Raw genomic sequence first — 26,984 nt, 5'->3', positions numbered from 1 at the left:
CGGTGCGGGCCGTCGTCAGGCGTCGAGTACGACGTCGCCGGTTGGTACGGCCTGGCAGGTGAGGCAGGCGTCCTGCACGTCGGGCGGTTCGGTGAGATGGGCGACGGACCCCGAGACCACCCGCACCGCGCAGCTCTCGCACTGCCCGACCCGGCAACCGCTGGGCAGGCGGAGGCCGTTGCGCTGGGCCAGGTCCAGCAGGGGACCGTCCTGCGGGCGCCAGAGGAGGGTGGTGCCGGAGGCGCGGAAGGTGACCGAGTGCCGGGCGTCCCCCTCGGGCAGGGCCAGGGGCGGTGGGGCGAAGCGTTCGGCGAAGATCTCGAAGCGGGGCACGCCGCGGGCCACCAGACCCTCCGTCACCTCGCGGATCATGGAGTCCGGTCCGCAGAGGTAGAAGCGGGCCCGCTCCTCGACGTCCCGCTGGTCGACGGTTTCGGCGGAGACCCGTCCCGCGTACTCGTAGTCCCGCCCGGGGCGGTCCCCGGGTCCGGGCCGGCTGAAGTGGCGTACGAGACGCAGCCGGGGGATCTCCCCGGCGAGACGTTCCGTACGGGAGCGGAAGCAGCAGTCCGCGCCGTCGCGGTCGCCCTTGTGCACGGTGATCCGCTCGCCCTCGGGGTGGTGGCGGGCGATCGTCTCCAACTGGCTGAGGAACGGGGTGATTCCGACCCCCGCCGCCAGCACGACGACGGGGAAGGGCGGGTCGACGGGGAGGGTGAAGGCGCCGGACGGCGGCCCGAGCGTGACGGTGTCGCCCTCCCGCAGCGCGGTGTGCACACGGGTGGAGGCGGTACCGCCGGGCAGCAGCCGCACCGCGACGGAACGCTCACCGTTCGCCGCGCCCGTCAGCGAGTAGGGCCGGACCACCTCGCCCTCGTCCCGTACGCCGGCGAGCGTCAACTCGACGTACTGGCCGGGCCGGTGCGGGGCCACGGGCCCGCCGTCGGCCGGACGCAGCCGCAGCTCCGTCACATCCCGTCCGCGCGGGGTCATCTCCAGGACGGTGAACGGGCGGGCGCCGCCCGGGAGTCGGGACGGCGGGGCCGGCTCGTCCGCCGCGACGTCGCACGCGACGCCCCGCATCTGGAGCGATCCGCTCACCGGGTCGGCGGGGCGGCCGGAGACGGCGGCGTTGAAGTTGGTCCCGCCCGTGACGGGATCGGCGCCGGGCAGGCCGAGTTCGGGCGACTCCTCCCACCAGCCGTACTCGGCCACGACCACCCGGGGATCGAGGTCCTCGGACAGCACGGCGCGCATCTGGAAGGAGCCGCGGTCCGTCGTCACCCGTACCAGGTCGCCCGCGGCGAAGCCGCGGCCGCGGGCGAGCCCGGGCGCCACCTCGACGGTGGGCTCCGGGTGGCGGCGCCGCAGCGAGGGGAGGGCGCGGTGCTGACTGTGGCAGTAGTAGCCGTTCTTGGCGCTGGTCAGCAGCAGCGGTAGCGAGTCGCCGGCGGGCTCGCCCGCGTCCGGTACGCCGGACTGTCCGGCCCGCGCCAGCCGCGCCGAGTACAGCTCCACCCGGCGGCTGGGAGTGGCGAACCCGGTGACATGGCCGTGCTCGTCCCGCTCGGCGTACTTCCGGTACACCGTGCGCAGCGGCACGCGGACGCCGCCGGGCGCCAGGCGCAGCTCCCGCGTGGTCAGGCCCGTGGGCTCCAGTACGTGGTTCCAGGCGGCCTCGATGTCGCCGTCGAAGAAGTCGTCCCCCATGCCCATCCGGCAGGCCAGATCGAAGACGATCTCCGTGTCGGAGCGGGAGGCGCCCACCGGATCGACCATCCGCTGCCGCAGCTGGACCAGTTCCTGGGCGCGGCGGTCGATCTCGAAGCCCGTCTTGAGGGCCTCGCGCTCCCAGGGGCTGCCGACGGGCAGCACGATGTCCGCGTGCCGTGCCGTGGGGTTGAGGAACAGATCGCAGTGGACGAAGAAGTCCAGCGCCCGCAGCGCGTCCCGGCCGCGTTCCGGATCGGGCTGTGAGACCAGCAGGTTGGCGCCGAACGACATCAACGCCCGTACGCGGTAGGGGACATGGTCCAGCATCGCGGTGTACAGGTCGTGCCCGGTGACCCAGCCGGTGGCGGGGGGACCCAGCGGACGCTGTGCCAGCCCCAGAGTCTTGGCCCGCTGCTCCGGTGCCATCTGGTCGAGCGAAGTGACGGCGCGTACGGACACCTTGGGCAGGACGACGTTTCCGCCCGGGGCGTCGTAACAGCCCTTCAGCGCGTACAGGGTGGCTATCGCCCGCTCGGTCTGGGTGGCGTTGCCGTGCTGTCCGACGCCCGTCCAGGAGTGGTAGGCGACGCTGCGGGCCGCGGCGAACTCCTCGGCGAAGGCGCGGAGTTCCTCCTCGGGTATCCAGGTGTACCGGGCCGTGCGCTCCGGGGTCCACGGCTCGCAGGCCCCCACGTACAGCTCGAAGGCGGGGCGTACGGTCACCGGCCGCCCGCCGTACGGGGTGACGGTGAACTCCCCGCGCAGCGCGAGTTCTTCGGGCCGCTCGGCGGGCAGCCGGCTGTCGTAGCGGCGCGGCCGGTCCGTGGCCGTATCCCAGACGGTGAAGCCCTCGGGCGCCCCGGGGTCGAGTTCGGATGCGGTCAGGGGCTCCCCGGTGTCGTCGCGGATCAGCAGGGGGCCGTTGGTCCAGGACCGTACGAACGCCTCGTCGTAGCCGCCGGAGTGCAGCAGATGCCGGGCGACGCCCAGGGCCAGCGCGGCGTCGGCGCCGGGGCGTACGCGCAACCAGTGGTCGGCGTCCCGGGCGCTGGTCGAGCGCCGCGGGTCGACCACGGCGAGCCGGGCCCCGCGGTCGCGGCCCTCGCGTACGGCGACGGCCTGCGCGAGCCAGGTCTTGGCGGGGTTGTGGCCCCACAGCACGGCGAGGTCGGTCCCGGCGTAGTCGGCGGTGGGCTGTCCGCTGCCGAAGGTGAAGGCGTGCGCGAAGTCCTTGTGCCAGTTGCAGATCTCGGTGGAGTAGCAGGTGTTGGAGGCGCCGACGAGGCGGATGAAGCGCTCGACCCAGTCGATCGAGTCCGACATCGGCGTCCCGCTGGGGGAGGTGACCGCGAAGCCGATCGCCTCGGCCCCGTCCTCGTCCCGGATCGCGGAGAGCCGCTCGGCGATCTCGGACATCGCCTCGTCCCAGGAGATCTCCTCCCAGCCGGGGTCCTCGGCGTCCCTGGGGTTGGTACGTCGCAGCGGGGCGGTCAGCCTGCGGGTGCTGTGCGCGATCTCGGGGGCCGCGCGGCCCTTGGGGCACAGGGCGGTGCCCGTGGGGTGACCGGGGTCCGGCGCCACCCCGGTGATCCGTCCGTCCTCGACGGTGTAGACCGCGCCGCAGCGGGACCGGCACAGCGTGCAGTATCCGCGCTTCCTCTGAGCTGACACGGGCGGATCCTTAACGGGCTGAGAGCGGACCGGAGTCGGGGCCGTCACGGCGGCCGGGCCGCCGGTGCGCGGTGGGGACGCGGCATCGGACGGGGAGGGTAGGCGGTAAGCGATTACCGCTTAGCATTGGCAGGTAGTGTGCAAACCGCTGAATCGCGGTGTCAAGAGTGCTGGGACGAAGCGGGAGGGAGACGCCGGTGCAACGACTGGAGCGGGTGAGCCTGCGGGAGCAGGCCCTGGTGATCGTGCGGCAGGCCATCGTCTCGGGGGAGATCGGCCCGAACGAGATCTACTCGGCGTCCGCCCTCGCCACCCGGCTGGGAGTGTCCAACAGCCCCGTACGCGAGGCCATGCTGACCCTGGTCAACCAGGGAATCCTGGAGCCCGTACGCAACCGCGGCTTCCGTATCGTCCCGATCAGCGAGCACGACCTCGACGAGATCGGCGAGATGCGCAGCATGCTGGAGATCCCCGGTGTCGCCGCGCTGGCCGAGCGGGCGAGCGACCGGGACATCGAGGCGCTGCGCCCCGTCGCCACCGAGATCGCCGACGCCGCGCACTCCGGCGACATCCCCGTCTTCCTGGAGGCCGACCGCCGCTTCCACCTCGGCCTGCTGGAACTGGGCGGCAACACACGGCTCGTGGAGACCGTCGCCCAACTCCGCGACCAGACACGGCTGTACGGGGTCAGCGCCCTCGCCGAGCAGGGCACGCTCCAGCAGACCGCTCCCGAGCACTTCGAGATTCTCGACGCTCTGCTCGCCCGGGATGTCGCGGCGGTCGAAGACATCATGACCCGGCACCTGGGCCATGTCCGCGGCGAGTGGGCGGCCAGGACGCCGGGGCCCGGGCGGCATCTCCGACGGGACCGGCCTCCTGCTGACGCCTCTCACGAAGGGGAACACACCGCGTGACGGCAGCCATTCCGGCCCTGACCGTCTTCGCAGAGAACCTGCATGGTTCCCGGAACGCGATATCTGTAGCGCACCAGTTCACGCTGCCATGCCCGTACGGCTAGTGACGGGGCCGTGCGGCGCCTGCCCACCCGGAACGGAGCAGGTCGGGCCCCCTTGTGCGTGGTTCACGCAGAAGCCCCCGTACGCTCCGGGGAGCCGGTGCGGAGGGGCGCGAGAGCGGCGCCGGCCCGCTTGACCTGCCGGATGACGGGTGAGCTTTCCACCTGGAGCACTCCGCGCAGTGAACCGATGCCGTCGGCCAGGTAGTCGTAGAGCGCGTCGAGGTCGCGGCATACAGCGAACGCGGCCACGTTGGTGGTTCCGCTCGTGGCCGCCGCGTAAGCGATCTCCTCGTGTCCCGCGAGTGCTCGCGTGACGGGTGTCAGTTGGGCGGGCGCCACGGTCAGCCACAGCGTCGCCTGGCAGGTGTAGCCCAGCAGCGCGGGGTCGATGTCGACGTCGAAGTAGAGCACCCCGTCGCGGTGCAGTTGGGACAGCCGCCGACGAACGGTGGACTGCGACCAACCGGTCGCCGAGGCCAGTTCGACGTATCCGGTGCGGCCGTCGGCGGCGAGCGCGCGCAGCAACGACCAGTCGGCCCGGCCCAGTTCCACCGGACCCGGGGAAGCGGCCGGCGGCGCCGCACCGGACGGGAGAGGCGCGCCGGACGGGGCCCTCGGCGCACGGATCCGCTCGGCCTCGGCCGGTGTCAGCGCCGAGGTACGGCCTCGCCAGCCGGCGGTTCCGGCAACGCCTCGCAGCAGGCACTGCGCGGTGACGGTGTGGATCCGCGGCGTGCGCGAGATCTTCTCCAGCAGCAGGCTTCCGCCGGTTTCGCGGGCACGGGCCAGGCACGTGATCTCGGTCCCGCCCGAGGCCACGGCGACCCACGAGGTGTCGTCGCGGCGGGAGAGGGCTGACGCAATCGCCGGCGCCGCGTCCGGAGAGCATCGCAGCCGCACCAGCCAGTCGACCTGTCCCGACCGCCTGCCGTCGGCCAGGCCCACCACCCTCAACCGGCGGCGCGCAGCCTCCGGTACCGGTGGGCGACCGTGCGGTCCGAGCACCGCAGCACGGACGCGATGCGGCTGAACGGCGCACGGCCGTCGACTGCAAGGGAATGCACAAGCTGTCTGTCGAGATCGTCCAGTGTGAGCGTATCCACCAGAAGACCGTAACAACGCTTCGGAATCCGCCCGAGAAATCCGCGTTAGCCGACGTTCGCGCCATCGGACGGAACACTGCGGGCATGTGCGCGGGCAGTTCGCCGGGCACGACGTGAAGGGACATGCCCGGACGGGACAGGCGTCCGGATACGACAACCGAGGAAGCAGCCGATGAAAGACCGCCCCGAAGTGCCCGCCCCCGCCCCGGCAACGGAAGCGCAGCCCCTTGATCCGGTTGCACTGACCGGCCGGCTCACCGCCGCCCTGCGTGCCCGTGAATCCGCAAGCTCCGACCGGCTGTTCCTCGACCCTTTCGCCGACCGCCTGGCCGGGGAGGAGGGCCGCAGGCTGCTGGAGGTCTTCGGCGAGAACTCGACGATCGCCGTGCGGACCCGGTTCTTCGACGACGAACTCACCCAAGCCGCCCGCAGCGGCCCACGCCAGATCGTGATCCTCGCCGCAGGCATGGACACCCGCGCCTACCGGCTGGATTTCCCCGCCGGAACCCAGGTGTTCGAGCTGGACCGGGACGAAGTGCTGCGCGTGAAGGACCAACTGCTCTCCCAGCCGTCCGGAAGCGCTCCGGAGCCGCGCTGCCGGCGCCGCCCCCTCGGCGTGGACCTCGCCTCCGACTGGTCGGAGCCGCTCACCGAGGCGGGCTTCGACGCGAGCAGGCCCACGTGCTGGCTCGCCGAGGGGCTGACCCAGTATCTGACCGCGTCGGACGTCGGCGGGCTGCTCGACCGTGTCACCTCACTGTCCGCAGGCGGCAGCGTCCTCTTCATCGACTTCGTCGGGCAGTCCCTGCTCGACAGCCCCGTCATGCGGCCGCTGATCGAACGGTTCGCCGAGCACGGCGCGCCCTGGCGCTACGGCACGGACCGGCCAGAGGACCTGCTCACACCTCGGGGCTGGCAGCCGGACACCGCGCTGATCAGCACCGTCGGCACCAGGATGGGCCGCTGGCCCTATCCCGACGTGCCCCGCGACACCCCCGGCGTCGGTCAGGGCTTCTTCGTGCGGGCCCGCCGCTGAAAAGGGTGCCATCGCCATCATGACCAGCCCCGAGGGCCCCATGACCAGGGCGACGGTCACCATGGAAGCGCCGAGTCCGTAACCGGTGGCCTCCGGGAGCCGGAGCACCTGCGGCAGTACGAGCGACATCGCGAACGTCGCGGAGCCGGAGCCGGAGCCGGAGCCGAAGCCGAAGCCGAAGACGGCGGACGCGGGGTTGGTGAGCAGCACTTGACGGCGCGTGGCGGCCGCCAGGTCCACCAGCGGCCGTGCCACCCGCCGCAACCACAGCCGCCGCCGATGCGTTCGGTGTTCCCGGCGGCGATTCCCAAGGCATGCGGACAGGCAGCGCAGGGTCAAGTGGACGCCCCAGTCGCTGAACCGCGCTGGCCTGTGGCGCCACGTCCCCCGCTGACGCCGCTGAACGAACCGGACACGCGGTCATTCGTCGTCGGTGCGGGGCTCTGCGGCGGCCACGGACTCCAGCGTGTGTACATGGCCCTGTCCGTAGGGGACTTGGGCAGTCTCCATGTCAATGGAGCCGTCCGCCCCGGCCTCTTGACCGCGGACGTGGTGGCGGCCGATCGGCAGGATCAGGGGGCTGCCGGAGACCGGGTCCTGTATGACGCGGCTCTCCAGGCCGAAGACCGTGCGAACGCAGTCCTCCGTCAGCACCTCGGCGGGGGTTCCGGCGCCGCGGAGCCTGCCGTCCGCGAGGGCGACGAGGTGGTCGGCGTAGCGGGCGGCGAGGTTGAGGTCGTGCAGGACCATGACGATGGTGGTGCCGCGGATGCGGTTGAGGTCGGTGAGCAGGTCGAGGACGTCGACTTGGTGGCTGGCGTCGAGGAAGGTGGTGGGCTCGTCGAGCAGGAGCACGTCGGTCTGCTGGGCGAGCGCCATGGCGATCCACACCCGCTGGCGCTGTCCGCCGGAGAGTTCGTCCACGGCGCGGTCGGCGAGCAGCGCCGTCTGTGTGGCGTCCAGCGCGGAGGCCACGGCTGCATCGTCGCGTGCGGTCCAGCGGGAGAACGCGCCCTGGTGCGGGTGGCGTCCGCGGCCGACGAGATCGGCGACGGTGATTCCTTCCGGTGCGAGGGGTGACTGCGGCAACAGCCCGAGCGTGCGGGCGAGTTGCTTGGCGGGCAGCCGGTGCACCGCCTTGCCGTCCAGTACGACGCGGCCCCCTTGGGGCGCCAGGAGACGGGACATCGAACGCAACAGCGTGGACTTCCCGCTGGCGTTGGCGCCGACGATGGCGGTGATCCGCCCGGGCGGCACGGCGAGATCGAGGCCCTCGATGACGGTGTGGTCGCCGTAGCCGAGGCGGAGGCCTTCGGCCGTCAGGGAGTGGGTGGTGGTCACAGTGAGCCTCCCGCCCGGTTGGTGCGGACGATGAGGTGGACGAGGTAGGGGGCGCCGAGGACGCCGGTGATGACACCGACCGGATATCGGGTGCCGAAGGCGAACTGCCCCGCGAGGTCGGCGACGAGGACCAGCAGGGCGCCGACGAGTCCCGCGGGCACCAGCAGTGATCCACCCGGACCTGCGAGGCGGGCCGCGATCGGGCCGGAGAGAAAGGCCACGAACGCGACCGGCCCGGCTGCCGCCGTCGCGAAGGCGATCAGCCCGACGGCGGCGACCACCACGATGACGCGGGTGCGCTCGACACGGACACCGAGCGCCGCGGCGGTGTCGTCGCCGAGCTGCATCGCTCGCAGGCCGCGCGACTGCCGCAGCAGGACGGGGGAGAGGACGGCCAGCGCCACGGCCGCGGGCGCGATCGCGTCCCAACTCGCCCCGTTCAGGCTGCCGGTGAGCCAGCGCATCGCCTCCTGGCGGTCCCACTCGGCTGCCTGGGAGAGCACGTAGGAAATGACGCTGTCGAGCATGGCGGAGATGCCGATGCCGATCAGGATGAGCCGGGTGCCGGCCACGCCGTCCCGGAACGCCAGGACGTACACCAATAGCGCCACGGCCAGTCCGGCCGCGATCGCGAAAGCGGATACCTCCGCGCCGCCGAGGGAGAGCGTCACGATGGCGAGAGCGGCGGCGGCGCTCGCGCCGGAGCTGATGCCGATGACGTCGGGGCTGGCGAGCGGATTGCGCAGCATCGTCTGGAAGGTGACACCGGCCAGACCGAAGCTGAAGCCCGCCACCACGGCGAGGACCGCCCGGGGCAGCCGCAGCCGCCCGACCGTGAAGGACGCGCCGGGCACCTGCTCGCCCAGGGTCACGCGGATCACGTCGTCGACGGGGTAGAACGTCCGTCCCACCATCAGGGTCGCCGCGAACACCGCGGCGAGGAGGACCAGCAGGGCCAGCACCACGCTGCGGCGGCGACCGGACCGGCGGGCGCGGCCACGGCGCACGCGCTCCAGCGTCGCGGGAGAAGCAGGCGCGACGGTCCCGGCACGGACGGCGCTCGTGCGGACGCCGCTCACAGGGCACGCACCTTCTGGCGGCGGACGATACGGATGAAGAGGGGGCCGCCGATCAGCGCCGTCACGATGCCCACATCGATCTCGGCCGGGCGTGCCACGACGCGTCCGACGACGTCGGCGACGGTGAGCAGCACGGCGCCGAGCAGTGCCGCGAGCGGCAGCAGCCGCCGGTGGTCCACGCCGACCAGCAGCCGGCAGGCGTGCGGTACGACGAGGCCGACGAAGCCGATCGGTCCGGCGACGGCGGTCGAGGCGCCGCACAGCACGACCGCGCCGAGCGCGGCGACGGCCCGGCCGCGTCCCACCCGCTCGCCGAGCCCGGCGGCCAACTCGTCGCCCAGCGCGAGGGAGTTGAGCGTACGGGCCGAGAGCAGACACAGGGCGAAGCCGACGGCGAGGAAGGGCAGGACCTGGAGGATGCGTTCGGCCGATGCGCCGCTGACGCCGCCGATCTGCCACAACCGGAAGCTTCCGGCGATGTCGTTGCGCGGCAGGATGACGGCGCTCACCAGGGAGACGAACGCCGCCGACGAGGCGGCACCGGCCAGGGCGAGCTTCAGCGGGGTGGCGCCGCCGCGGCCCGACGACCCGACGGCGTAGACGAATCCGGCCGCGAGCGCGGCGCCCGCCATCGCCACCCAGATGTAACCGGTTGGCGAGGTGAGGCCGAAGAAGGCGACCGCCGTGACGACGGCCAGCGAGGCACCGGTGTTGACGCCGAGGATGCCGGGGTCGGCCAGCGGGTTGCGGGTCACGCCCTGCATGACGCCGCCGGCCAGCCCGAGCGCCGCCCCGACGACGGCCGCGAGCAGCGTCCGCGGTATGCGCTTGGCTGCGGCGGCCTGTTCGAGGGTGTGCTGCGCACCGCCGAGCGCCGTCCACACGTCGGACCAGGCGACCGTGCGCGAGCCGAACGCGAGGGAGGCCGCCGCCGCGAGGGCCAGCGCGAGCAGCGCGGCGGCGAACCACAGGGTGCGTGTTCCCGCCGTCCGCCGGACCGTGGCCGCGGCGGACGGCGGGGACTGTCGTACGGGTGCCGTCACGGTGCCTTGTCCGCCGCCTTCGCGAGCGCGGCGGCGTAGTCGTCGAGCACGTAGGAGATGGACAGCGGCGTCGGGTTGGCGGCGGTCGCCAGGGGCGAGGTGCTGCCGGGCAGCAGGGAGATCGCGCCGTGGTCGATGGCGGGCATCTTCGACAGCAGCGGGTCCTTGCTCAGGGTCTTCTGCAGCTTGCCCTTGTCGTCGCCGTAGCCGGTGACGATGTCCACGTCGTCGAAGGTGTCGATCTGCTCTGCGCTCCGGGTCAGCGCGAACTTCTCCGTGCTGCGGGACGCCTTCTCGATGCTGCCGGGGATCTTCAGACCCAGGTCCTCGAAGAACTGGGTACGGGTGTCGTGCGTGGTGTAGAAGCCGACCTTGCTGACGTCCTTGGGGTCGACGTGCGTCATGAACATCGCCGTCTTGCCCTTGAGTTGGGGATACTTGCGCGCCGTCGCGGCGATCTCCTTCTCCAGGCGGCCGATCAGCTTCCCGCCCTCGGCCCGCAGACCGAGCGGCTTGCTGTTGACGCGGATGATCTCCCGCCAGGGCGTCGCCCACGGAGCGTCCGGGTAGGCCACCACGGGTGCGATGTCGCTGAGGGTGTCGTAGTCCTCGCGGGTCAGTCCCGAGTAACCGGCGAGGATCACATCGGGCTTGGTGTCCGCGACGGCCTCGAAGTCGATGCCGTCGGTCTCGTCGAAGAGCGTGGGCGTCTTGGCGTGCAGTTTCTTCAGCCGCTTCTCGACCCACGGCAGCACGCCGTCGCCGTCGTCGTCGCCGAAGTCGGCCTTCGCCATGCCGACCGGTACGACGCCGAGGGCCAGGGGCACTTCGTGGTTGGCCCAGTTCACCGTGGCGATGCGCTGTGGCTTCTTCTCGATGGCGGTCTTGCCCAGTGCGTGCTTGACCGTCATCGGGAACGCGGCCGAACTGCCCTTGCTGTTCGCGCCGTCGGCGTCGTCGCCGGAAGAGGCCTGCCCGCCGCATGCGGTCAGGGCGCCCAGCACGGCTGCCGTCACGGCGAGCAGCCGAAGGCGGTGTGAACGTCTCAACTCGTACTCCACTGTCCGGGGCCAGGGTGCCGGTCCGCGCACTCTGGAACCCGGGATGCCGTCGTGGAGCGGTGCACTGCACTGGCGCAAGCAGATGAGGTAAGGCTTGCCTTAGTACCTTATGGAGATTCGTCGCGTGTCGCAATCGAGCTGATGCGACACCCGATGTTGCGATCCGGACAGAGACGGCCCGATGAGTCGGGGCCGGGGAAGGGGGAACGGGAAGGGGCAACTCCCCGGCTGTGGCACGCGGTTGGGGCCCGCCGGTGCGCTCCCGCCGACGTCCCGCGCGGCCCCCGGTTCGCTCACTGACCGCGGAAGGTGCCCGGCGTGAAGCCGGTCGTACGGCGGAAGGCGACGCCGAAGGCGTTGGCCGACGTGTACCCGACCTTCTGCGCGACGGCCTCGACGTTCCAGCCGCGTGTCAACAGGCCGACCGCGTGCTGTGCGCGCACCGTTGTGACCCAGCGCGCGAAGCTGGTGCCCGTCTCCGCGATGAACGCGCGGGAGACCGTACGGGCGCTCACACCCAGTTCGGCCGCCCAGTCGCCGAGGGTGCGCGGGTCGGCGGGGTCCTCGCGCACCGCGTCGGCGATCGGGGTCAGCAGCGCCGACGTCGGGGCGTGCACGATGAGTTCGCGCGGCGAGGGGGTGAGCACGTCGAGCAGCATCGCCTCCGTCGTCTGCCGCGAGCGGGCCGGGAGGTCCGCTTCGCAAAGCCGTTCCAGCAGCAGTTGCAGCAGCGGCGTCATCTCGACCGCCGCCGGGACGCCGGACATGGATGTCGAGGAGCCGGACCCGATGAAGCACGCCCGCAGCCAGGTCCCGGCGAACGCAGACGCCGCGTGCAGGGTGCCCGCGGGCATCCACAGCCCCACGGCGGGAGTGATCGTCCAGACGCGGGTGCCGACGACGGCGGAGGACGCGCCGCGCCCGTTCCACAGCAGTTCGTGGAAGGGGTGGGAGTGCTCCTCCCAGGTGGTGTCGTGCGCGAGTACCTCGGCGTAGCACGCCATGCCCGTTGCGTCCTCGGACCCCGGCTCGGCTATTGGAAGCGAGCGTGTCACCCGCACCGTGAGCGACTTCCGTACGTATACGGGCAGTTCGGAGGAGGGCCGGTGGCGATCGGGGACACGTCCGTGCCGGCGCGCGGCGGACCGGCTCGGGTGCCGCCGACGCCGGCGGTGGATATGCGGGGCACGCCCCCGATCCTATGTCGCCGCTTTTCCGGGTGTTATGGGCGTGAAGCGGGTGTCTGCGGCCGGACGCCGGCGCCACGGGACGTACCGGTATCCGGTCTTCATCAGGCAACCCCCTGCCCGGAGTTGGCCGCCGGCGGTGTGGTGAGCAGAACGGTCCCGGTCCTGGCCGGGCGGCGGGCGTGTTCGATGGCCGCCTCGAAGTCGGCGAGGTCGTAGCTGGCCGCGACTTCGAGCAGGTCCGGCGTGTTCCGTGCCAGGTCCTGGGCGAAGGCGACGTCCTGGGCCCGCTCCTCCGGTGTGCGGCTCATCCACTGCGACACGGTCACGCCCTGCACGGTCAGCGACCTTTGGATGAGTGGCAGCCCCTCCAGCGGGGTGGTGCCGGAGCCCAGTTGCCCGTAGGAGATGAGGGTGCCGCCTTCGGCGAGCAGCTCGGCGAGGTCCCGGGTCATGGCGCCGCCGACGCAGTCGAGGACGATCCGAACGCCCTGCTCGCCGGCTTCGTGGCGGACCCGCTCCCGCCAGCCGTCGTCGCACGTCGCGATCAAGGACAGCGTGGGGTAGAGCGTTCGCATCTTCCGGGCACCGCAACCCGCGGGAGGCACGGTCGGAAGAGGTGAGCCGTCGGCCCCGCGTCCTCGATGGCCATCGACCCCTCGATCGCGAAGATCAGCGTCGGTATCCGCGCTTCACACCCGGTAGTACGTCAAGTTCGGCCGGAGTCCCTGTATGCGTTTTCGTAGGGCGAGGGGTCGAGCACGTCTCACGGCCGGGGTCCGCTGCCCTGCGGCCCAAAGAGGTCCAGGAGCCGTGTGCGGGCTGCGTGCAGGCGACGGGCGATGATCTCCGCTGTGCATCGGGTGAGGGCCTGCCCGAAGACGGGCTCTTCTTCGCACAGTCGTCGTGTGGCATTCGCGTCGAACTCCAGCGCCCTGACAGGTGAGAGCGCGGAGGCACCCAAGTGCCAGGTGTGGGGCGGGAACAGCCACGACCAGCCGAGCAGGTCGTTGGGGCCGAGAGTCTCCACTCGGGCGGCCTGGCGTCCGGGAACATGCAGGTCGAGGGTGACCGAGCCGGTCCGGATGATCCAGAAGCGGTCAGCAGTGCGCCCTTCCTCGAAGATGCGCGCCCCTTTGCGGTATTGCACCTCGTGCGCGAACTGCATCATCCGGTCACGTCCCTCGGGCGGCAGGGCAGCGATCAGCCGCGGGCTTGCTGCTGTCGTCATGAGTCTTCTCCTCTTTGCCGGTCGGCGGCTCAGCGCAGCGCTGCGCTGCGCTGTCTCATGTGTTCGGGGCGGCTGGTCAGATGGGTGCGTTCCTGTTGACGCCGTCCACACGTCGGCGCAGCAGTTCAACGGGCGCGAGCCGACTGGGGACTGGGGATTCGTCCGCGCAACATCACGTATCCGTCGGCCACTTCGACGGTCGGCTGACCGGGCGCCAGTCCGCCCTTACGGGATCAGCGCGGATACGGCCCGGGCCGGGACGCTGGAGGTGTCCCGGCCCGGGCGGGGAGGCCTGTCCGTTCAGATGAGCCAGCGGTTGCGGCTGACGAACGGAAGCCGCTCCCACGTCCTGCCCAGTCCCCAGGCGCGGCCGGCAGAGGCGACTGCGAGCGCGATCAGGACCACGGCGTAGACGAGGTGGTAGTCCAGGACGGGGTTGGTCGACATGCTGGGCGAGCCGTCCGACAGGTGCTGCGCAGGCGGCCATTCGGCGGCCCACATCAGTGCCATCATCACGGTCCCGGCCGCTGCCGTGAGCCGCAGGGCGATTCCGGCCACCAGGGCGGTGCCGATGCCGAGGAGGCCGAGCATGAACAGCCAGTCGGCCCAGGCGGCTCCGGCCCACGAATGGAACGTGGACTCCAGCGGTCCGGCGGCGACGCCTGTCAGGAAGCCCCTGGTCGGCGAACCGCCGTCGATCCAGCCCTTGCCGTGGGGAGTGGCGTACCCCCACCCGAAGAGCTTGTCGAAGAACGCCCAGAGGAATACGCCGCCGACGATCAGCCGCACGACGGCGAAGCTCTTCTCGACGGTGGTGAAGGCGGCGGACTCCGCGATGTCCTGAGTGCTGTGGGCCTGGTGATTGTGCCACCAGCGGAAGATTCGTGAGCTGGGTGCCTGATGAACGGCCATGACGGGTGTCCCTTCCAGAGGCGGCATCGACTGCGGTCTGTGGTGTGCGAATTCAATGTCGCGTGATCCGCGGCGCTGGCTCTGGTGGCGTGAGGCCCTCACCTGGTGGGCCGAACGTCCCGCGCTCGCGGGCCCGTTGGACCGGCCGCCTGGCCGGCGGGTCCAACAGGCCCGTCCGCGAAGGCCGGACGGCGGCCGGCGCCGGGCCCAACGGCCCCTCCGCCCCGCTGGTTCCCGACCGGATGCTGAGTCACGAAGGAACACCGGGGTGTGCCTGGCACACCGTCAGAGTCGGGAAGGCGTCGTTATGAATCGCGCGATAGTTGTCGGGGTGGACGGCTCCGAGGAGAGCATGGCCGCAGCGGCATGGGCCGCGGAGGAAGCGCTCCGTCGCGAGCTGCCCGTTCATCTCGTGCACGCCCGGTTGTGGCAGCCCGTCGATGTGCCCGTCGTCCAGCCCTCGGACGTACAGGAGCAGGCGGGCAAGGACCTGCTGAACCTCGCGGAGAAGGACCTCAACGAGCGTTATCCGACAGTCGAGTTGTCGGCCGAGCCGGTATGGGAGCTCGCAGTCGCTGCGTTGCTGAAGGCCGCCGACCGGGCCGAGATGCTCGTCGTGGGATCCCGTGGACACGGTGCCCTCGCGGGTTTCCTGCTCGGCTCGTGCGGACAGCGTGTGATCGGTGAGTGCACCCGGCCCGTCGTCGCGGTGCGAGCCCGCGGGGACGGGCCCGCACGCCGGGAGGTCGTCGTGGGCCAGCAGGGAGACGCGGACGACAGCCGTGAGGTGCTCCAGTTCGCCTTCGAGACCGCGGCCGCACGGGGCGCGGCGGTGCGCGCCGTGCGGGTGTGGAGTCTGCCGCCGGTCTTCGCCTACAGCGCGGACGGCTCCCTGTGGTACGCCGACCAGGTGGACAGACTGGAACGGGAGGCGAAGGCGGCACTGGAGGCGGCCCTGGAGCCGTTGCGGGAGCGCTTCCCGGACGTGCCGGTCACCACGCAGGTCGAGATGGGCAGTCCGGGAATCATGCTCCTCGAGGCCGCTGAGGGAGCGCAGCTCCTCGTGGTCGGCCGCCGCACACGCCGTGCTCCGATCGGGGCGCGCATCGGGTCTGTCGCCCATGCCTGCCTCCACCACGCGCACTCACCGGTGGCGGTCGTACCGCACGACTGACATGGGCCGATGCCGCGTACAGGAGAGCCGGGCCCAACTGCCCGGCTCTTCCGCGTCCTTCGCCACGTGGCGGCGGGGGGGGAAGAGAGAGTACGACGGCAGTGTCTCCCCTCGGCTGTGAGCCAACGTGCCGTGCGCGATGTCAGCGACGGGGCGTACGCCCATGCCCGGAGGACCCGGTCGCCTTGTGCTGGTCCTGTGCGGCGAGCGTCTGGGTGGCGATCACGGCGGCTTGCACGCGGCGTTCCACACCGAGCTTGGCCAGCAGCCGCGAGATGTTGTTCTTCACCGTCTTCTCTGCCAGATAGAGCCGCTTGCCGATCTCACGGTTGGTCAGCCCCTCGCCCACCAGGGCCAGGATCTCCTGCTCGCGTCCGGTCAGGCCGGGCACGGTCTGCTCCGGTTCCTCGGAGTCGGCGCGGAGCCGGGCCATCAGGCGGGTGGCGGCGCCGGGGTCGAGCATCGACTGCCCCGACGCCACGGTGCGTACGGCAGTGACGAGGTCGGTACCGGTTATCTGCTTGAGGACGTAGCCCGATGCGCCGGCCATGATGGCGTCGAGCAGGGCCTCTTCGTCATCGAAGGAGGTAAGCATCAGGCACGCGAGCTCCGGCATGCGAGAGCGCAACTCCCGGCACACGCGCACGCCGTCGCCGTCCGGCAGTCGCACGTCGAGGACGGCGACCCGCGGGCGCAGGGCGGGAATGCGGACGAGTGCCTGTTCGGCTGTCGCGGCCTCGCCGACGATCGTCAGATCGGGTTCGGAGTCCAGCAGATCGCGCACGCCTCGGCGGACCACCTCGTGGTCGTCGAGCAGGAAGACACTGACAGGGGCTTCCGCTTCCACGCCGTCATCGCTGTCCGTCATCTGATTTCCCGTGCCTTCCGGAGTGGAGCGCATCCCGCTGCCGACACGATGCATCGTCCCCGTAAGCAGGGCCCGAAAGCCAGGGCGGGCCGGGTTTCCGTCCCCGTGCACCTCACCGTGCCGGTGCGGGTGGCTCCGGCCGAGGGAGGAGCAGGGCCGGCGCTGGAGGCTCGCATGCGAATTGGGCTCAGCGCGTGGCCGTGGCGGGCCGTTCGGCCCTGGAGTCCAAGCGCCATGGGAAGCGACGCTGTCGACGTGACCGGACAGGTGTCTGTCCTGACCGGCGGGATCAAGGTGGGGATGATGAGCGAGAGCGCTTCGGGAACGCTGGACGGCCTCGGGGAGCCGGGGGCGCCCCGGCACATGAAACCGCTGGACCGCGCAGAAGCGTTGCGCCTGCTCGCTTCCGTCGCGCTGGGACGCCTCTTCTTCACCCAGCGGGCCTTGCCGGCGGTGCGCCCTGTCATCCATGTCCTCGACGGTGAGGACGTCATCGTCCGGCTGAGCGACGCAGACGCGCTGGCGGCCGTGGCGGCACCGGCCGGGGGCCCGCCGGCCGTCGTGGCCTTCGAGGCCGATGTCATCGACGCCGAACGGCACGTCGGCTGGAGCGTCGTCGTCACCGGCTACGCCTGCCGTATCGGGGACAAGGCGGAGCTGGAGCGCTACGGAAGACTCCTGCGCCACCGGGCACCTCAGGCCGTCACAGGCACGCTGCGGATCCGGCCGGAGCTGATCACAGGATTCGAGTTCGTCGACGCGACCGCGCTCCAGTGACCGTTGCGGAGTTACGGACTGGAGCTGGCCCCGTGCGGCGTACCCGAGCGTGGCGCGGAACCCGGTGGAACAGCCCTCGCGCCGCGGGCTGCGCCCTGTGTGCGCCCGAGTACGGGACTTCCGCCGGTGCTGCCGGGGGCCGGTCCTAACGGTCGCCGTCGGCGTGCAGGGGAGCCCGCCAGACCAGGCGGCTGCCGGCGTCGACCGCCGTATCGATCGTGAACGTCCCTCCCAGGCCGTGGGCCCTGTCCGCGAGGTTCCTCAGCCCGCTGCGCCGGCCGTCGGCGGGGATGCCGCGGCCGTTGTCCGTGACGGTGAGGACGACCTCTTCCCCAGTGGCCTGGAGGCCGATTTCCACGCGAGTGGCATGGGCGTGCCGGGCCGTATTGCTGAGCATCTCGCCCAGGGCCGCCAGGACGTGGTCGGCCACCGCCGGAGGTACGTCCGTGTCCAGCAGGCCTTCCATGCTCAGGCGGGGCGGATATCCCAGCGCCGGGGTGGCCTCTCCCACCGCACGGGAAGCACGCGCCCGCAGGCTGGGACCCGAACGTTCCTCCTGAACCCGCAGCCCGAAGATGGTGCTTCGAATGATCTTGATGGTTTCGTCCAGGTCGTCCACCGCGCGTGAGACGCGCTCGGCGGCACCGGCGTGGTCCACCAGGCGTGCGGCGCTCTGCAAGGTCATCCCGGTGGCGAACAGCCGCTGAATGGCGAGATCGTGCAGATCGCGGGCGATGCGGTCGCGGTCCTCCAGAAGCGTCAACTGCTCGGCGTCGCTGCGGCGTTCTGCGAGTTCGTGCGCGAGAGCCGCCTGCCCCGCGAAGGCGAGAAGCAGGTCGACCTCTCCGTCGGTGAAGACCGGTTCCCCCAGTGACCGCGCCAGCAGCAGCACGCCCAGGCTCCGTTCGGCCCCGCCCAGGGGGACGGCGACCGCCGGCCCCAGGGCTCGGTACTCACCGGGCCCCGAGCGGTAGCGGGGATCGCCCTCGAGACGGGCCGATCTGGCAGGCGTACCGGACCGGTGGGCGGCACCGGAGAGAGTGCCCTCCGTCGGTACGACCAGTCCCCGGCGGGTCATCTCGTCACTGCCCAGGGCGAGTTCGACGACGAGTTCGTCCGTGCCGGGGACGGGGACGGACACATCCGCGAGGGCGGCCCCGGTGATCTGCTGTGCACGCCGGGCGATCAGCTCCAGAACTTCCAGCCGCGGACTGCCGGAGAACAGGCTGTTGGTGATCTCCGCGTTGGCCTGGAGCCACCGCCGGTGACGCTGGGCTCCCTCGTACAGCCGGGCGTTGTCGATCGCTACGCCCGCCGCCACCGACAGGGTGGATATGACGTTCTCGTCTTCGGCGTCGAAGTCCTGCCCGCCCTGCTTGTCGGTCAGGTAGAGATTTCCGAACACCTCTTCCCGCGCCCGGACGGGCACGCCCAGGAAGGTATGCATCGGCGGATGGTGGGCCGGGAAGCCGTACGAGGCCGGGTGCTCGCTCAAGTCGGCCAGACGCAGCGGCTTCGGATTGCGGATCAACTCGCCGAGCAGGCCGTGCCCCGCCGGCAGAGGCCCGATCTTCTCGATCTGCTTGTCGGTGAGCCCGACCGTCAGGAACTGCGCCAGGGTCCGCCCGTCCGGGCCGATCACCCCGAGGGCCGCGTACTGCGCGTCGACGAGCAGGGCGGCTGCCTCGACGATCCGTCGCAGCACCTGGGCGAGATCGAGTTCCCGGCCCACGGAGACGACGGCTTCCAGCAGGCTGTGAACGCGGTCCCGGGTGCCACGGACGGCGTCGATGCGTGTCTGCAGTTCCTCAAGCAGCTCGTCCAGGCGCATCTTCGGCATCTGCGGAAACGGATCCTGCACGCTCACCGGGTCCCCTTTCCCAGCCGCCCTGCCCCACGGGCGAGAATATCGCTCACGCAGAAGGACGGACCTGGTCCCGACGACGCCCGTGGTGGTCGGGAGGCGCCACGAGGCGCCTCGTCCCGCGGTCAGGGCCGTTCTGCCAGTGATCTTTTCGCACACCATCCGGAACGGCCACGGACTTCGGTGGACCGGAGCCCGGGGGCGACGGGGTCAAACAGCGGGACTCCTGACGCTCTTCCGGGGAGCTGAAGAAAACTTCCGCGAGTGTGTAGAGAAGCGCGGGCCGGCTCCGACGTTCCCTGTGCGAGCCGCCCACCACGGGCGGCCCGAGCCGAAGGAGCGGACTCATGAAGTACCTGGTGATGGTGCAGGGCACGCAGGCGGACTACGAGGCCCAGGCGGGCAAGCCCGGCGCCGGTCTCCCGACCTGGAGCGAGAAGGATATGCAGACGATGTTCCAGCACATGGGGGCGATCAACAACGACCTCGCCGAGACAGGCGAGTTCATCGATGCCCAGGGGCTGGCCGAGCCTGCCAGGACCCGCCTCGTCAGCGCCGGCACGGACGGCAAGCCCGTGATCACCGACGGGCCGTACGGCGAGACCAAGGAAGTGATCGCCGGTTACTGGCTCCTGGAGTGCGAGAGCCTGGAGCGGGTCACGGAGATCGCCGCGCGGGTCACCCGGTGCCCCGTTCCCGAGGGCGCGAACACGTACCCCGTCGTCATCCGGCCGCTCGGCGAAGTGTGAGCAGGGGAGACGTTTGAGACGTACGAGCGAGGTCGAGGTCCTGCTGCGCCTGCACGCGCCGCAGGTCCTCGGCGCACTCGTACGCCGGTACGGGCACTTCGACGCCGCCGAGGACGCCGTACAGGAGGCGCTGCTGGCAGCGGCCGGGCAGTGGCCCGAGTCGGGGTTTCCGGACAATCCGCGGGGCTGGCTGATCAGGGTCGCCTCGCGGCGGCTCACGGACGCGCTGCGCAGTGATCAGGCGCGACGGCAGCGAGAGGAGAAGGCGGCGGCGCTCACACCGCGTGACGCCTTCACCGCGCCGGCGCCCGGGCTCGATCGTGCGCCCTCCGAGGACGACACGCTGACCCTGCTCTTCCTCTGCTGCCACCCGGATCTGCCCCCGCCCGCCCAGATCGCGCTGACGCTGCGGGCCGTCGGCGGTCTGACGACGGCCGAGATCGCCCGTGCGCATCTGGTGCCGGAGGCGACGATGGCCCAGCGCATCAGCCGGGCCAAGCAACGGGTGAAGGGCACGCGTTTCGGCCGCCCCGATCACTGGGAGGAACGGCTGCCCGCCGTCCTCCACACGCTCTACCTGATCTTCAACGAGGGCTACACGGCCACCTCCGGAGCCTCCCTCCAGCGGGCCGAACTCGCGGGCGAGGCCATTCGGCTGGTCCGTACGGTGCACCGCCTGCTGCCCGGCGACTGTGAGATCGCCGGCCTGCTCGCCCTGATGCTCCTCACCGACGCCCGCCGCGCTGCGCGGACCGGGGCGGGCGGCGAACTGATCCCCCTCGACGAGCAGGACCGCGGGCTGTGGGACAAGGCGGCGATCGGAGAGGGCGTGGCCCTGGTGACTTGGGCGCTGTCCCAACGCCGCCCCGGCCCCTACCAGTTGAGGGCCGCGATCGCCGCCGTCCACGACGAGGCGGACTCGCCCGACAGCACCGACTGGCCCGAGATCCTCGGCCTCTACGACGTCCTCGTCCACCTTGTCCCCAGCCCTGTCGAACGCCTCAACCGTGCCGTGGCCGTCGCCATGGTCCACGGACCGAAGGCCGGTCTAGCCGAACTGGACGCGCTCGCACCGGAGTTGACCACCGGTCATCGTCTGGACTCGGTCCGCGCCCACCTCCTGGAACGCGCCGGCGACCCCGAGGCCGCCCGAGCCGCCTACGAGTCAGCCGCCGCCAAGACCCTGAGCCTCCCCGAACAGCGCTACCTCCGGGCCCGTGCGGCCCGCCTCGGCGACATCACTTGACGTGTCGCTCGTGCCCGAGCTGACGCACATCACCGAAAGGTCCCTCTGGCACGCGGCCCGCGAGATCGGCGAGCCGCACCTCGAATACGGCAAGAGCTCTACGAGCCAGGCGAATTGACAGGCTGTCAGGCGCCAACATGAGGCCGAGAGATGGGTCAGGCGTTAGCCACCGGTGACGAGTGCGACGTGCTGGGTCATGATCTCCTCTTTCAGGTGTGCGTCGGTGGTGGTCACTGGGCCGCGAGGACGAGGCGTCCAGCGAGCGCGCGGCTTTCCATGCGCTCATGCGCGCGGGCGGCCTCGTCGAACGAGAGCACGTCGACGACCGTCTGGCCGAGGCCTGCGGCGATCGCGGTGCGTGCCGCCTCCAGTGCAGGCCGCACGACCTCGGGGTGCGTCGGCAGGTAGGCGCCAGCGTTGAACCCGGCGATCGTGACGCTGCCCAGCCAGAGCTGGTTGTCGGGGATGGTGTGCTCCCAGTCGCCGCTGGCGTTGCCCGCGGCGATCAGGCGCCCTCCGGGACCCGTCAGCGCGAGGCTCTGCATGCGGACCTCCCCGCCGACGGGGTCGATGACGACGTCGAACTTCTCGTCGCCGAGCTCCTCGGAGAGCCGGGTCGAGTCCACGATCCGGTCGTAGGGCAGCGCCGTGCTCTTCGCGGCGGCGAGCTTGTCGGGGCGGACCGTGCCGACCACGCGCGAGGCGCCTAGCTGCTTCGCGACACCGGGGAACGCACTGGCGAGGCCGCCCAGGGCGCCGTGGACAAGCACGCTCTCGCCCTGCCGGAGGTGCGCGACCTCGGTGAGCGCCACGTAGGCCATCGCGGCGTTGGGGATCATCGACACCGCGAGTTCCGGTGCGATGCCGGAGCCCTCGATCGAGACGATCCGCCACGCGGACGCGACGTACGCCGAGGCATAGCCGCCGGTGCCGGTCTGGGACATCGCCACCACCTGCTCACCGACGCGGAAGCCGGTCACCCCCTCGCCGATCTCTCGGATCGTGCCGACGACCTCGAGCCCCGGAACGTACGGCGGCTGCGGCATCCCGGGCTGGTCTCGGTAGACGCCCTGGCGGAAGAAGAGGTCGATCAGGCCGACCGCGGCGTGGGTGACGTCGATGGCGACCTGGCCGGCACCAGGGGAGGGATCGGGCAGGTCGACGACCGAGAGGACGGTGGGATCGCCGAAGGCGTGGGCCTGGACAGCTCGCATGGGAGGTTCTTCTTCCTCTGGAACGCGTGGATTTATAACGCACCTCATGATGCGTTATGAACCCTACCACGGAAGCCCGAGATAGCGCACCGCGCGATGCGTTAGCATGGAGCGATGCGCGAGAGAGCCCGATCCGCCGAGGACAAGGCCCAGCGGTCCGCAGATCTCCTGACCGCCGCCGAGGCACTCGCTCTCGAGCTCGGGGGCGTCCGGTTCGTGACGGTCGCGGCGGTAACCGAGCGCGCCGGCCTACACCGCACGGGGGCACGGCGGTACTACGCGAGCAAGGAAGAGCTCCTCCTGGAGCTGGCCGAGCGCGGCTGGGGTCAATGGCGGGATGTCGTGCAGAAAGCGACGGCGGAGCGGTTGGGGATCGACGCTGCGGAGGTCGCGATCATCCTGGCCGAGACCATCGCGTCGCTGTCCGTGTTCTGTGACCTGCTGTCCCACGTCGCGATGCGCCTTGAGAACGAGGTCGACCTGGATCGCGCCCGGCGGTACAAGGGCACGGCGACGGCCGCCCACGATGAGATCGTGAGCGCACTGAAGCGCGCCAGCACGATGAGCGCGGTCCAGATCCGCGTCCTGATGGCGACGACCGTCACGGCGGCTGGCGGCCTCTGGCAGGCGGCGCACCCCGGGCCGACCCTCGCCGCTCTCTACCGGCAGGAGCCGACTTGGGCGCACGATGCCCTCGACTTCGAGCCGAGGCTCACGCTGATCCTCCAGGCCACGGCGATCGGACTCGGTCAGATTCTGGCCGAACAGTGACCGTCGCCCTCACGAACTCGGGGCCGGGTTTCTGAAGCCGCTGGGTGCCGCCCGCAACAGCTCCAGGGGCAACACTCCGTTCCCCAGCGCAGCACGTTGCTGAGTCGGCATGATCTAGCGGCCACTCACAGACCGGCTCGCGCCGCCCTTTCTCCGTCTCCCGCTGCGTCGGGTACGGATCGCGGGATCTGTGCAGTGTCTGTTGGAGACCCTGCTCGTTGTTCTTCGACCCTGTGCCGGGTCGTGCCGGGGGTTTGAGGCGGGTCAGGAGACGACGTCCTTGCGGGCGAACCCCCGGAAGGCCAGGGCGAACAGCACGAGGGCGAACGCCACCGAGACGGAGGTGCCCTTGAGCATTCCGGTCCATTCCAGCTCGGGCTGTATCGCGTCCGCCCACGCGTACTGCCAGTGCGCGGGGAGGAACTCCCGCCAGGAGCCCAGGGCTTCGACCGCGTCCAGCAGATTGCCGACGATGGTCAGGCCGACCGCTCCGCCGACCGCGCCCAGCGGCGCGTCCGTGACGGTGGAGAGCCAGAACGCCAGCCCCGCCGTGACCAGTTGGGAGACGAAGACGAAGGCGACGGCGAGGGCGAGCCTGAACACGGCATCGGTGGCGGGGATCGAGCTGCCAGTCGGGCTCCGGAGCGGGTTCCACCCGTAGGCGACGGTGCCCACCGCCAGCGAGAGCAGCGGAAGCAGGACGATCGCGGCCAGGCTGAAGGTCAGCGCCACCCGGAGCTTGCTCCACAGCAGCCGTGCGCGCGGCACGGGCGCGGCGAGCAGATAGCGCAGCGAGGACCAGCCCGCCTCCGATGCGACGGTGTCCCCGAAGAACAGCGCCACGGGGATGACCAGCAGGAAGCCCGCCGACAGGAAGAGCGCCGACGTGGCGAAGTTCAGCCCGGAGACGGTGGCGGTGTCCACCAGGTTGATGCGCTGTTCACGGCCGGCGCCGCCACCGCCACCGCCGTCGCCCCCGATCGCGAAGGCGACGACCAGGACGAAGGGCAGGACGGCCAGGATCACCGCCACCACGGCCGTACGGCGGCGCCGCAGTTGCCGGATCGCCTCCACCCGGAAGGGCAGGGTGCGGCCCGCGCGGTAGCCGGACGCGGTTTCCAGCGGGGCGGTCACGAGGTCTCTCCTTCGATCAGGGTGAGGAAGGCGTCCTCCAGGCGGCGGTGCGGGCCCAGACCGTTCACGGGGATCTCCATCCCGACGAGTTCCGCGAGCAGTTGGGCGGGGGTCGCGCCGTCCAGTCGTACGAGCAGGCCGTCGTCGGTCCGTACGGCGGAGCCGACGCCCGGCAGTCCGGCCACCTTCCCCAACAGGGCGTCCGGGACGGGCGGGCCGTCGACGCCGACGAGCAGCGTCTCGCCGGAGCCGGTGATCTCCGTGACCGTGCCCGCCCGCACCAGCAGCCCGCGGTCCATCACGACGAGATGGGTGCAGGTCTGCTCGACCTCGGCCAGGAGGTGGGAGGAGACGATCACGGTACGGCCCTGCGCGGCGTACCGGATCATGACCTCGCGCATCTCGCGGATCTGCGGGGGATCGAGCCCGTTGGTGGGCTCGTCGAGGATCAGCAGATCGGGCAGGCCGAGCATGGCCTGGGCGATGGCGAGCCGCTGCCGCATGCCCTGCGAGTAGGTGCGCACCGCGCGGTGCAGCGCGTCGCCGAGCCCGGCGATCTCCAGCGCCTCCCCGAGGTGGGCGTCCTGCCCGGGACGGCCCGTCGCGGCCCAGTACAGCTCCAGGTTGGCCCGCCCGGACAGATGCGGGAGGAATCCCGCGCCCTCGACGAACGCGCCCACCCGGGACAGCACCGGCGCGCCGGGCCGCACGGCATGCCCGTAGATGCGGATCTCGCCGTCGTCGGGCGTGACAAGGCCCATCAGCATGCGGAGGGCGGTGGTCTTGCCCGCTCCGTTCGGGCCCAGCAGACCGAGCACCTGCCCTTGCTCGGCACGGAAGGTCAGGTCGCGCACGGCGTAGCGGTCGGCGGAGGTGTCGTAGCGCTTCGTCAGTCCGGTGATGTGCAGCGGCACGTCGGCCAGTTCGGGGTCGGCGGCGGGGGCCGGGGAGCGGCGCCTGCCGGTCACCAGCAGGACGGCGGCGAGCGCGCCGGCGAGAGGGAGGGCCCAGACCCACGCGGGCAGCGGGGCGGTCTCGGTGGTGACACCGCGAGCGGTGGGGACGCTCAGGCCGCCCTCCACCGAGGCGGTGTACGAGGCCGGTTCAGCCGGGGACGCGTAGCCGAGGTCGGTGGCAGCGAGGACGAGCCGCAGCCTGTGGCCCGCCTCGACCTCGTGGTCCACGGCGGGCAGGCGGAGTCGCACGGTCCGGCCCTTCCCGGCGTCGGCGACCCGGACGGGGGAGACGAGTTGGGAGGGCAGGGTCTGCTTGCCGTCCGGGCCGACGTCGTACACCTTCGCGAAGAGCACGGCGTCGTCGGCCCCTTGGGACTTCACGTGCGACTTCACGCGCACCGTGGCCGTGGGGGAGCCGGTGATGTGCAGCGGGTTCCTCAGGGGCCGGGAGTCGAAGCGGGCGTGCTGGCCGGGGAAGTCGACGTTCAGCCCGCCGACGCCGAGCGAGGACAACTGGGAGAGCCCGCCGCCGAGTCCGCCGCCCAGACCGGGAACGGCGGAGATCGAGGGCGGGCCCGCGCCCGGCGGGTTCTCGAAGGGCCTCTCCGCGGTGTCGAGGGCGACGGTGCGTGCGCCGCTGCTCAGCCCGGGATAGGTGTCGCCGACGGCGCCCCGGGTGCGGAGCGTGCCGTCCGTGGAGTCCATCCCTCCGGCCCTGGTGACGCGGAAGGCCGGGCCCGTGTCCACACCCGCCTCGCCCTTCAGATAGCGGTCGAACCAGGCCGTCGTACGGGCGTCGAGGCGGGCCGTCTCGAGGTCGCCGCCGTCGTGCCCGCCTGCGAACCAGTCGACGGAGACGGGCGCCCCGTTGGCCCGGATCGCCTTGGCCATGGCGTCCGCCTGGCCAAGCGGGAAGAGGGAGTCGGTCTGCCCCTGGGCGATCAGCGCGGGCACCTTGATCCGGTCCCCGACGGCGGACGGGCTGCGGGCCTCCAGCAGTTCACGGGCGGCGTGATCGGGCTTGCCGCTCACCGCCACCCGCTCGTACATCTCGCACAGCTCCGCCTCGAATCGCCCGCAGCCGCCTCCGGGAGAGCCGGACCCGAAGAAGACCCCGGACCACAGCTTCTTGAAGACGCCGTCCGGGAAGAGCGCGTCGGCCAGGTTCCAGTACGTCATCCGCGGCGCGATGGCGTCGACCCGGTCGTCGTGCCCGGCCGCGAGGAGCGCGACCGCGCCGCCGTAGGAGGCGCCGGCCACCCCGACCCGCGGGTCGCCGGCCGCGTCGAGGCGCACCTCGGGCCGCCGGGACAGCCAGTCGATCAGACGGGAGACGTCCGCGACTTCGTGGTCCGGGTCGTTGATGCCTATCCGCCCGGTGGAGTCGCCGAAGCCGCGCGCCGACCAGGTCAGTACGGCGTATCCCTCGCGGGCCAGGCTCTGCGCCTGCGCGCGCATGTCGTCCTTGCGTCCGCCGAAACCGTGGCCGAGCAGCACGGCGGGACGCTTCGCGGACCGGGAGCCCGAGGTGAAGTACGAGGTGTCGATCCGCGCGTCCGGCACGTCGAAGATGCGGTCGGCCTGCCGTACGGGCGGCTGTTTGCCGGACGCCACCGCGCTCCACGTGCCCGCACCGGCGAGCGTGACGAGGGCCGCGCCCGCGACGAGCAACCGTCTCCAGCCGCAACGCGTCTTCCCACGCGGTCCGGCCGACGGCGCCGACGGCCGGAACAGGCGCGTCACACGGCTCTTTCGCAGGTCCATCCTCGAACCCTAGAAGTACAGACCGCCGGTATACGGGGGCCTCCAGGTGGATTCCGGGTCCGCTCCCGGGCG

At 71.4% G+C, this 26,984-nt stretch carries 23 protein-coding genes and 1 pseudogene; 7 read left to right on the top strand and 17 right to left on the bottom strand.

Features of this window, described 5'->3' with window-relative positions; translation table 11 throughout:
• Positions 1 to 15: 15 nt before the first annotated feature.
• Entirely contained in the window at positions 16 to 3,384 is a 3,369-nt protein-coding gene (locus tag HCC61_RS21715; protein ID WP_169137820.1) for a molybdopterin-dependent oxidoreductase, read from the bottom strand.
• A 197-nt stretch (positions 3,385 to 3,581) separates the two neighbouring features.
• On the opposite strand from HCC61_RS21715, the gene HCC61_RS21710 reads away from it, so the two are divergent.
• The gene (locus HCC61_RS21710; protein ID WP_346777318.1) at positions 3,582 to 4,298 is read left to right on the top strand and encodes a GntR family transcriptional regulator; all 717 of its coding nucleotides are present in this window, start codon (positions 3,582 to 3,584) and stop codon (positions 4,296 to 4,298) included.
• Positions 4,299 to 4,465: 167 nt separating this feature from the next.
• Here HCC61_RS21710 and HCC61_RS21705 read toward each other — a convergent pair whose 3' ends face one another.
• Positions 4,466 to 5,347 (bottom strand): Lrp/AsnC family transcriptional regulator, encoded by an 882-nt coding sequence (locus tag HCC61_RS21705; RefSeq protein ID WP_346777317.1) that lies wholly within the window; start codon positions 5,345 to 5,347, stop codon positions 4,466 to 4,468.
• 5 nt (positions 5,348 to 5,352) lie between these two features.
• On the bottom strand, positions 5,353 to 5,505 hold the full coding sequence (locus HCC61_RS31545) for an AsnC family protein (protein ID WP_346777316.1): 153 nt from the start codon (positions 5,503 to 5,505) through the stop codon (positions 5,353 to 5,355).
• A 172-nt stretch (positions 5,506 to 5,677) separates the two neighbouring features.
• Between HCC61_RS31545 and HCC61_RS21700 the strand changes: the two genes are divergently transcribed.
• The gene (locus HCC61_RS21700; RefSeq protein ID WP_169137818.1) at positions 5,678 to 6,541 is read left to right on the top strand and encodes an SAM-dependent methyltransferase; all 864 of its coding nucleotides are present in this window, start codon (positions 5,678 to 5,680) and stop codon (positions 6,539 to 6,541) included.
• Here HCC61_RS21700 and HCC61_RS30860 read toward each other — a convergent pair.
• The 9 genes and pseudogenes from HCC61_RS30860 to HCC61_RS21655 form a co-directional block, all read right to left on the bottom strand.
• Positions 6,536 to 6,799 (bottom strand): annotated as a pseudogene (locus HCC61_RS30860) (hypothetical protein); the annotation flags it as partial. The gene HCC61_RS21700 and the pseudogene HCC61_RS30860 sit on opposite strands and share 6 nt — an antisense overlap.
• A 162-nt stretch (positions 6,800 to 6,961) precedes the next feature.
• A complete protein-coding gene (locus HCC61_RS21690; protein ID WP_169137816.1) occupies positions 6,962 to 7,882 on the bottom strand; it encodes an ABC transporter ATP-binding protein in 921 nt (306 codons plus the stop codon).
• Positions 7,879 to 8,889, bottom strand: a complete 1,011-nt coding sequence (locus HCC61_RS21685; protein ID WP_346777333.1) for an iron chelate uptake ABC transporter family permease subunit — start codon at positions 8,887 to 8,889, stop codon at positions 7,879 to 7,881. Before HCC61_RS21685 ends, HCC61_RS21690 begins: the two co-directional genes overlap by 4 nt.
• Before the next feature lie 68 nt (positions 8,890 to 8,957).
• On the bottom strand, positions 8,958 to 10,004 hold the full coding sequence (locus HCC61_RS21680; RefSeq protein ID WP_169137812.1) for an iron ABC transporter permease: 1,047 nt from the start codon (positions 10,002 to 10,004) through the stop codon (positions 8,958 to 8,960).
• Positions 10,001 to 11,065, bottom strand: coding sequence for an iron-siderophore ABC transporter substrate-binding protein (locus tag HCC61_RS21675; RefSeq protein ID WP_169137810.1), 1,065 nt, complete (start codon positions 11,063 to 11,065; stop codon positions 10,001 to 10,003). Before HCC61_RS21675 ends, HCC61_RS21680 begins: the two co-directional genes overlap by 4 nt.
• A gap of 293 nt (positions 11,066 to 11,358) precedes the next feature.
• Positions 11,359 to 12,069: an AraC family transcriptional regulator gene (locus tag HCC61_RS21670; RefSeq protein ID WP_169137808.1), complete on the bottom strand. Its 711-nt coding sequence runs from the start codon at positions 12,067 to 12,069 to the stop codon at positions 11,359 to 11,361.
• 287 nt (positions 12,070 to 12,356) lie between these two features.
• Positions 12,357 to 12,830 carry a zinc-binding dehydrogenase gene (locus HCC61_RS21665; RefSeq protein ID WP_169137806.1) on the bottom strand — a complete coding sequence of 158 codons (474 nt, stop codon included), beginning with the start codon at positions 12,828 to 12,830 and terminating at the stop codon, positions 12,357 to 12,359.
• Positions 12,831 to 13,018: 188 nt separating this feature from the next.
• Positions 13,019 to 13,483 (bottom strand): cyclic nucleotide-binding domain-containing protein, encoded by a 465-nt coding sequence (locus HCC61_RS21660; RefSeq protein WP_169137804.1) that lies wholly within the window; start codon positions 13,481 to 13,483, stop codon positions 13,019 to 13,021.
• A gap of 300 nt (positions 13,484 to 13,783) precedes the next feature.
• Positions 13,784 to 14,395, bottom strand: coding sequence for a DoxX family membrane protein (locus tag HCC61_RS21655; RefSeq protein WP_169137802.1), 612 nt, complete (start codon positions 14,393 to 14,395; stop codon positions 13,784 to 13,786).
• 307 nt (positions 14,396 to 14,702) lie between these two features.
• Here HCC61_RS21655 and HCC61_RS21650 point away from each other — a divergent pair, with 307 nt between their 5' ends.
• Positions 14,703 to 15,569 carry a universal stress protein gene (locus HCC61_RS21650; protein ID WP_169137800.1) on the top strand — a complete coding sequence of 289 codons (867 nt, stop codon included), beginning with the start codon at positions 14,703 to 14,705 and terminating at the stop codon, positions 15,567 to 15,569.
• A gap of 142 nt (positions 15,570 to 15,711) precedes the next feature.
• Here HCC61_RS21650 and HCC61_RS21645 read toward each other — a convergent pair whose 3' ends face one another.
• On the bottom strand, positions 15,712 to 16,437 hold the full coding sequence (locus tag HCC61_RS21645; protein WP_169137798.1) for a response regulator transcription factor: 726 nt from the start codon (positions 16,435 to 16,437) through the stop codon (positions 15,712 to 15,714).
• A gap of 234 nt (positions 16,438 to 16,671) precedes the next feature.
• Here HCC61_RS21645 and HCC61_RS21640 point away from each other — a divergent pair, with 234 nt between their 5' ends.
• A complete protein-coding gene (locus HCC61_RS21640) occupies positions 16,672 to 17,214 on the top strand; it encodes a pyridoxamine 5'-phosphate oxidase family protein (protein WP_346777315.1) in 543 nt (180 codons plus the stop codon).
• A 145-nt stretch (positions 17,215 to 17,359) separates the two neighbouring features.
• Here HCC61_RS21640 and HCC61_RS21635 read toward each other — a convergent pair whose 3' ends face one another.
• Complete coding sequence (locus tag HCC61_RS21635; protein WP_169138123.1) at positions 17,360 to 19,045, bottom strand: GAF domain-containing sensor histidine kinase; 1,686 nt, start codon at positions 19,043 to 19,045, stop codon at positions 17,360 to 17,362.
• 380 nt (positions 19,046 to 19,425) lie between these two features.
• On the opposite strand from HCC61_RS21635, the gene HCC61_RS21630 reads away from it, so the two are divergent.
• Positions 19,426 to 19,827 carry a YciI family protein gene (locus HCC61_RS21630; RefSeq protein ID WP_169137796.1) on the top strand — a complete coding sequence of 134 codons (402 nt, stop codon included), beginning with the start codon at positions 19,426 to 19,428 and terminating at the stop codon, positions 19,825 to 19,827.
• Positions 19,828 to 19,840: 13 nt separating this feature from the next.
• Entirely contained in the window at positions 19,841 to 21,073 is a 1,233-nt protein-coding gene (locus HCC61_RS21625) for a sigma-70 family RNA polymerase sigma factor (protein ID WP_169137794.1), read from the top strand.
• 230 nt (positions 21,074 to 21,303) lie between these two features.
• Here the strand turns inward: HCC61_RS21625 and HCC61_RS21620 are convergent, their stop codons facing one another.
• Entirely contained in the window at positions 21,304 to 22,287 is a 984-nt protein-coding gene (locus HCC61_RS21620; RefSeq protein ID WP_169137792.1) for a zinc-binding dehydrogenase, read from the bottom strand.
• Positions 22,288 to 22,401: 114 nt separating this feature from the next.
• Between HCC61_RS21620 and HCC61_RS21615 the strand changes: the two genes are divergently transcribed.
• Complete coding sequence (locus HCC61_RS21615; RefSeq protein WP_206322820.1) at positions 22,402 to 23,058, top strand: TetR family transcriptional regulator; 657 nt, start codon at positions 22,402 to 22,404, stop codon at positions 23,056 to 23,058.
• 264 nt (positions 23,059 to 23,322) lie between these two features.
• Here the strand turns inward: HCC61_RS21615 and HCC61_RS21610 are convergent, their stop codons facing one another.
• Positions 23,323 to 24,192, bottom strand: coding sequence for an ABC transporter permease (locus tag HCC61_RS21610; RefSeq protein WP_169137790.1), 870 nt, complete (start codon positions 24,190 to 24,192; stop codon positions 23,323 to 23,325).
• Positions 24,189 to 26,912 carry an alpha/beta fold hydrolase gene (locus tag HCC61_RS21605; RefSeq protein ID WP_169137788.1) on the bottom strand — a complete coding sequence of 908 codons (2,724 nt, stop codon included), beginning with the start codon at positions 26,910 to 26,912 and terminating at the stop codon, positions 24,189 to 24,191. The genes HCC61_RS21610 and HCC61_RS21605 overlap by 4 nt, the downstream gene beginning before the upstream one ends.
• Positions 26,913 to 26,984 lie beyond the last annotated feature (72 nt).

Origin of the sequence: Streptomyces sp. HNM0575, assembly GCF_012726265.1 — a bacterium.
In the GTDB taxonomy this organism is placed as follows: domain Bacteria; phylum Actinomycetota; class Actinomycetes; order Streptomycetales; family Streptomycetaceae; genus Streptomyces.
Note: the sequence above shows the minus strand (reverse complement) of the source record. Positions and strands in the feature narration are given on the sequence as shown.